The following is a 4,623-nucleotide window of genomic DNA, read 5'->3' as shown; positions in this document are numbered from 1 at the left end:
CACCAGAGGAACCACCCGACAGCAGCTAACACCCCAGCCACCAAACACAACACAAGCAGAAAGGCAACAGCTAACCACCAGTGACAGCACTGCCACCCGCGGACCACATCAAGGCACGCGGGCATATCGGCGATCCTTGAGCACAATTCACGTGCTTGCCGCTGAGGGTTAAGCCCTTAAAGAGCGAAGCCCACCAACCGGAAAATGGTTGACGGGTTTGCTGTCGTGCACTAATGCGGCTCGAGCGGGCCGAGCCTTGCGGCGGCTGAACGCGTTGGGGCGAAGGCCAGAGGGGGTTAGTCGAGGGGCGGCGTGGGATCCTCGCCGATGACGACCTCCACCGTGACCGCATCAGGGCGCAGGGTCTCTTCCAACTGGGCGGCTACGACGCCGCCCTCCGCCTTGACAGTTCGTGTAATGCGCAAAACCGGCTGGTTGCGCCCCACGCCCAATGCCTTCTGTTCCTCCGTGCGAGCCGTGGCAGCCACGAGGGAATCACGCTTAAATACGGGTGCCAGACCAAGGTCCGTCAACAGCGCAATCAGTGGCTTTTGGACGTCCTCTTCCGCGAGGTCCGGGGCCAAGGCTTGCGGGATAAAAAGGGTGGAGGCCATGATGGGCGAGCCCTCGGTCAACTGCACCGCACGGCATTCCCACACGGAATCGCCTTCCTCAATCCCGAAGGCGGAAGCGAGGTGCCCAGGTGCCTCAATCAACGTTAGCGACAGCACCCGCACCTCAACGTCGAGACCATGCTCACGCAACTGGTCAAGGGCACTGCGCCCACTCGTCAGGCTCAGCGTCGGCGGGGTGGCACGCACGAAGGTGCCGCCGGTGCGCCCGCGCTTGCGGTCGATAAGTCCCTCAATCTGGACGATGTCCAGCGCGTGGCGCACTGTCATGCGCGCCACCTTGTATTCCTGTACCAATTCCCGCTCCGTGGGGAAACGGTCCCCCGGCTTTAGTTCCCCGGATTCAATCTTGCTCCGCAGCGAATCCGCGATCACCAAATAGGCGGGGCGGCGGCGTTGATAGGTGGACACGTCTCATAACTGTACCGTGTGCTGGGTTTTTCGCATCTTGAGCGAAAACTCGCCACCTACTTGCGCTGGTTCAGCTCAATGCGTGGGCGCACGCGGATCTCAGTGAGCTGCGTCGTCGGACCAGCATCAACGGTGGCGCGAATAGCCTTCGCCACCTCCACAGGGGCAATGACGTGCTCCGGGTTATAGTCCTGCAGTCCCTGCAACATCGGGGTATCCGTCGGGCCCGGCGCGACGGTGGAAACGCGGATGCCGAGCTCGCCGAGGCGGAGACCGTCGGCAAGCGCGTACAAAGCGTGCTTCGTAGCAGCATAAATGACATTGTCGCCGTAGGAGTGGATGCCGGCGCCGGAGTTGATGAACACCGCAAGCCCTTCCGCTGCGCGCAGCGCAGGCAGCAGCTGGCGGGTCAGCTCTGCCGGAACGTGCACGTTGAGGTCCATCTGCGCGCGCCAATCCTCAGGGCTAGCGCTTTCTACCGAGTGCTTGTCCGCCCTAGCCGCCGCATGCACGAGCACGTCCACGCGCTCCAGCGAAGCCAGCTCGGTGGGAAGCGCGGTGCCGTCGAGCAGCGACAGCAGGTCGATTTCCACCGGCACGATGTTCTCCGCCTCCGGCAGCTCCCCGGCTCGCCGACCCAGTGCATACACGCGGTGGTCTCGGGCAAGGTCCTTGATGATCTCCACGCCCATTCCACCGGTTGCCCCGGTCACAACAGCAGTCTTCACCATGATTATTCCTCCTTCGTTTAGCGGAAGCGCTTCGGCACATCGGGCTCCCCCAGCGTCAGCATCAGGCGGTTTGCCCAGTTGAAGAACGCGGAGGAGTTGATGACGTCGATGATTGCCAGCGTATCGAAACCGGCTTCGCGGAGACCAGACACGTGGGAGGCGCCAAACGCAAAGGGAGACTCGGTCAGGGCCAGGGCGGCATCACGGATGACGGACCACTGCGCCGAGCCCAGGTCAGCGGAAACGCCTTCCTCGAGCAAACGGTCAATCGCCGCGGCGTCACCGCCCTCTTCCTTTGCGCGCTGCTGGTGCACCGACGCGCAGTACTCGCAACCATTCAGACGCGATACCACCGTGGCGGCCAGCTCACGCTCGGCGCGGCCGAGGCCGCCGTCGGTGTTGTAGAAGATGTCCAGGTCCGTGAGCGTGCGAGCCTTGAGCGCTGCCGGGTCGCGGGCGAGCAGGCGGAAGTACTCCATATCGATGCGCTCGGGCTTAATCAGCGCATCGCGCTGCGCGTCTGTGAACTCCTCCTTCGGCTGCGGCGGCACCCAGGGCTTCCAGCCCAGCGAGTGCGCCACGAAGCCCTGCGGCTTGACGACGTCCGGCACCAACGTCCCCTCCCCCGGCACCCACTCCGGGGTCTGGGTGGGACGCGGCGCCTCAGTCACGGGCGCGGGCTGCGCGGTACCGGCCAGCACAGACAAGCCGTGCGCCACGCGCAGCTGGAAGGACAGGAAGCTGATGAGCTGTGCCAGCGTCACGATGTCATCGTTGGACCACCCGGCCGCCTGCAGGTGACCAATCGCGGCCGGGGAGGCGTCCTTGGGGTGGAAGACCAGAAGGTGGGCGAAGTCGAGGGCGGCGGCAAGGCGCGGGGAGCCGTCGAAAAGCACGAAGCCGCCATCGATATAGGGGCCGGTGGTGATGCCGCGCTCCACCGCGCGGGCAACTTCTGCAGCGAGCTCCTCCGATTCCTCCGCCAGCAAGTCGGAGTAAAAGTCGACGGCAGGCGCCGCCTGGTACACGCCCGCCACAAAGGTAGCGATGGCGTAGCGCTCCGCAAAGCTGAACGTGCCGGGCGCTGAAGGCTCGAGGAGCGCGACGAAGGAGGCCTGCGCGTTCTCCTTGGCTTCGGGCCGACGCTCGCGCAGCTGAGCGACGTCCCCTTCGACCCCCGCTACTAGGTTAATGATGTCTGCCATGATCTAATCCTTTCTTTTCCGGCCCCAGGCTACAGGCCCAGGTTGAGGTCGCCGGCGCGGTAACGCGAGCCGGGGATGGCCTCGATGAGCTTCCGGGTAAACGGTGACTGTGGGTTGCTAAAGACCTCGGCCGTGGGGCCGCATTCCACCTGCTGGCCCTTCGAGAGCACCGAGACAGTATCGGAGATCTGGTTGACCACCGCCAGGTCGTGCGAGATGAAAATGTAGGTCAGGCCAAGCTCCTCCTGGAGCCGGGAAAGCAGCCGCAGGATCTGGGCCTGCACGGTGACGTCGAGGGCGGAGACGGCCTCGTCGAGGATGACCAACTCGGGTTCCACAATCATGGCGCGCGCGATGGCCACGCGCTGGCGCTGACCGCCGGAGAGCTCGCGCGGGCGCCGGTCATAATAATCCGGGTTGAGAGCTACCAGGTCCAAGAACTCCTTGGCCTTTTCCTTGGCCGCGCTTGCACGCGTGCCCTTCAAATTCCGCAGCGGCTCCGCCACCGTCTGGCCAATCGTCTGCTTGGGGTCCAGCGAGCCATAAGGATTCTGGTAGACCAGCTGGATGTTGTTTCGCTCTTCGCGCAAGGCCTTACCGCGCAGGCCCACGATGTCGCGTCCGCCCACGGTGATGCTGCCGGAAGTCGGGGTGTTGAACATGGCGATGCTGCGCCCCGTCGTGGTCTTGCCGGAGCCGGACTCGCCCACGATGGCGTGGGTCGAGCCCTTGGCCACGGTGAAGGAGATGTTATCGACCGCAGTGAAATCACCGAAGCGCTGGGTCAGGCCTTCAACGCGCACCAAGGGTTCGCCAGTCGCCGCGCCGTGGGAAACAGAAGAAGCGCGTTCAGCGGTTGCACCAGCCTTCGCAGCGGCGCCGGTGGTTGCTGTGCTGGCGCCGGCGTCGGTGAGTGTGCGGGCGTCAGGCTTGGCGGTACTGCGTGGAGCGGATGTGCCGGCGTCGGCGACGGTGAGAGAGGGGGCGTCGGCAAGCAGGCGTTTGGTGTAGTCGTGGCGCGGGTTCGTCAGCACCGTGGCGGCCAGGCCCTCCTCGCGCAGCTGGCCGGACTCCATGACCACGACGCGGTCGGCGCGGTCACCGGCCACGGCGAGGTCGTGGGTAATGAAGAGGATGCCCATGCCGAGCTCCGCGCGCATATCGTCGAGGAGATCGAGGATGATCTTCTGCACGGTGACGTCGAGCGCGGAGGTGGGCTCATCGGCGATGATGAGGTCGGGCTCCAGCGCCACGGCGGCAGCAATGAGCACGCGCTGCTTCATGCCGCCGGACAGCTCGTGCGGGTACTGGTGATAGCGGCGCTCAGGGTCATCAATGCCGACGCGCTCCAGGAGTTCCAGTGCCTTAGCCTTGCGCTCGGCCGCGGTGCCGACCTTGTGGATGCGCAGCCCCTCCTCCACCGAGGCGCCGATGGTCTGCACCGGGTTGAGGGAGTTATTGGGGTCCTGCGGGATAAGCCCGATGCGCCGCCCCCGCAGCTCACGCCACTCGCGGCGGCGCAGCGAGGTGATATCGCGGCCATCGAAGGTGATGGTTCCGGCATCGATAGTGGCATTCGAGGGCAGCAAACCGATGGCTGCCATAGCGGAGGTGGTCTTGCCGGAGCCGGACTCGCCCACGATG

At 65.0% G+C, this 4,623-nt stretch carries 4 protein-coding genes; all 4 read right to left on the bottom strand.

The genetic code is table 11. The annotated features are described in order from the left end of the window. Positions 1 to 296: 296 nt before the first annotated feature. From HMPREF2978_RS08880 to HMPREF2978_RS08865, 4 genes are read right to left on the bottom strand one after another with little or no spacing between them, the layout of a single operon-like run. Entirely contained in the window at positions 297 to 1,043 is a 747-nt protein-coding gene (locus tag HMPREF2978_RS08880) for a GntR family transcriptional regulator (RefSeq protein WP_070745098.1), read from the bottom strand. Between the two features lie 56 nt (positions 1,044 to 1,099). After that, positions 1,100 to 1,774: an SDR family oxidoreductase gene (locus tag HMPREF2978_RS08875; RefSeq protein WP_070745096.1), complete on the bottom strand. Its 675-nt coding sequence runs from the start codon at positions 1,772 to 1,774 to the stop codon at positions 1,100 to 1,102. Positions 1,775 to 1,791: 17 nt separating this feature from the next. Continuing rightward, a complete protein-coding gene (locus tag HMPREF2978_RS08870) occupies positions 1,792 to 2,979 on the bottom strand; it encodes an alkylhydroperoxidase domain protein (RefSeq protein WP_070745093.1) in 1,188 nt (395 codons plus the stop codon). A 29-nt stretch (positions 2,980 to 3,008) separates the two neighbouring features. Continuing rightward, positions 3,009 to 4,622: a dipeptide ABC transporter ATP-binding protein gene (locus HMPREF2978_RS08865; protein WP_246818756.1), complete on the bottom strand. Its 1,614-nt coding sequence runs from the start codon at positions 4,620 to 4,622 to the stop codon at positions 3,009 to 3,011. Between the last annotated feature and the right edge of the window lies 1 nt (position 4,623).

This window comes from Corynebacterium sp. HMSC074C01 (genome assembly GCF_001814605.1).
Lineage (GTDB): Bacteria > Actinomycetota > Actinomycetes > Mycobacteriales > Mycobacteriaceae > Corynebacterium.
This window is presented reverse-complemented; position numbering and strand designations above follow the sequence as displayed.

Bases quoted from the DNA above. Each gene is read 5' to 3' on its own strand.
- HMPREF2978_RS08870 (WP_070745093.1), bottom strand. From the start codon at position 2,979: ATGGCAGACATCATTAACCTAGTAGCGGGGGTCGAAGGGGACGTCGCT.
- HMPREF2978_RS08875 (WP_070745096.1), bottom strand. From the start codon at position 1,774: ATGGTGAAGACTGCTGTTGTGACCGGGGCAACCGGTGGAATGGGCGTG.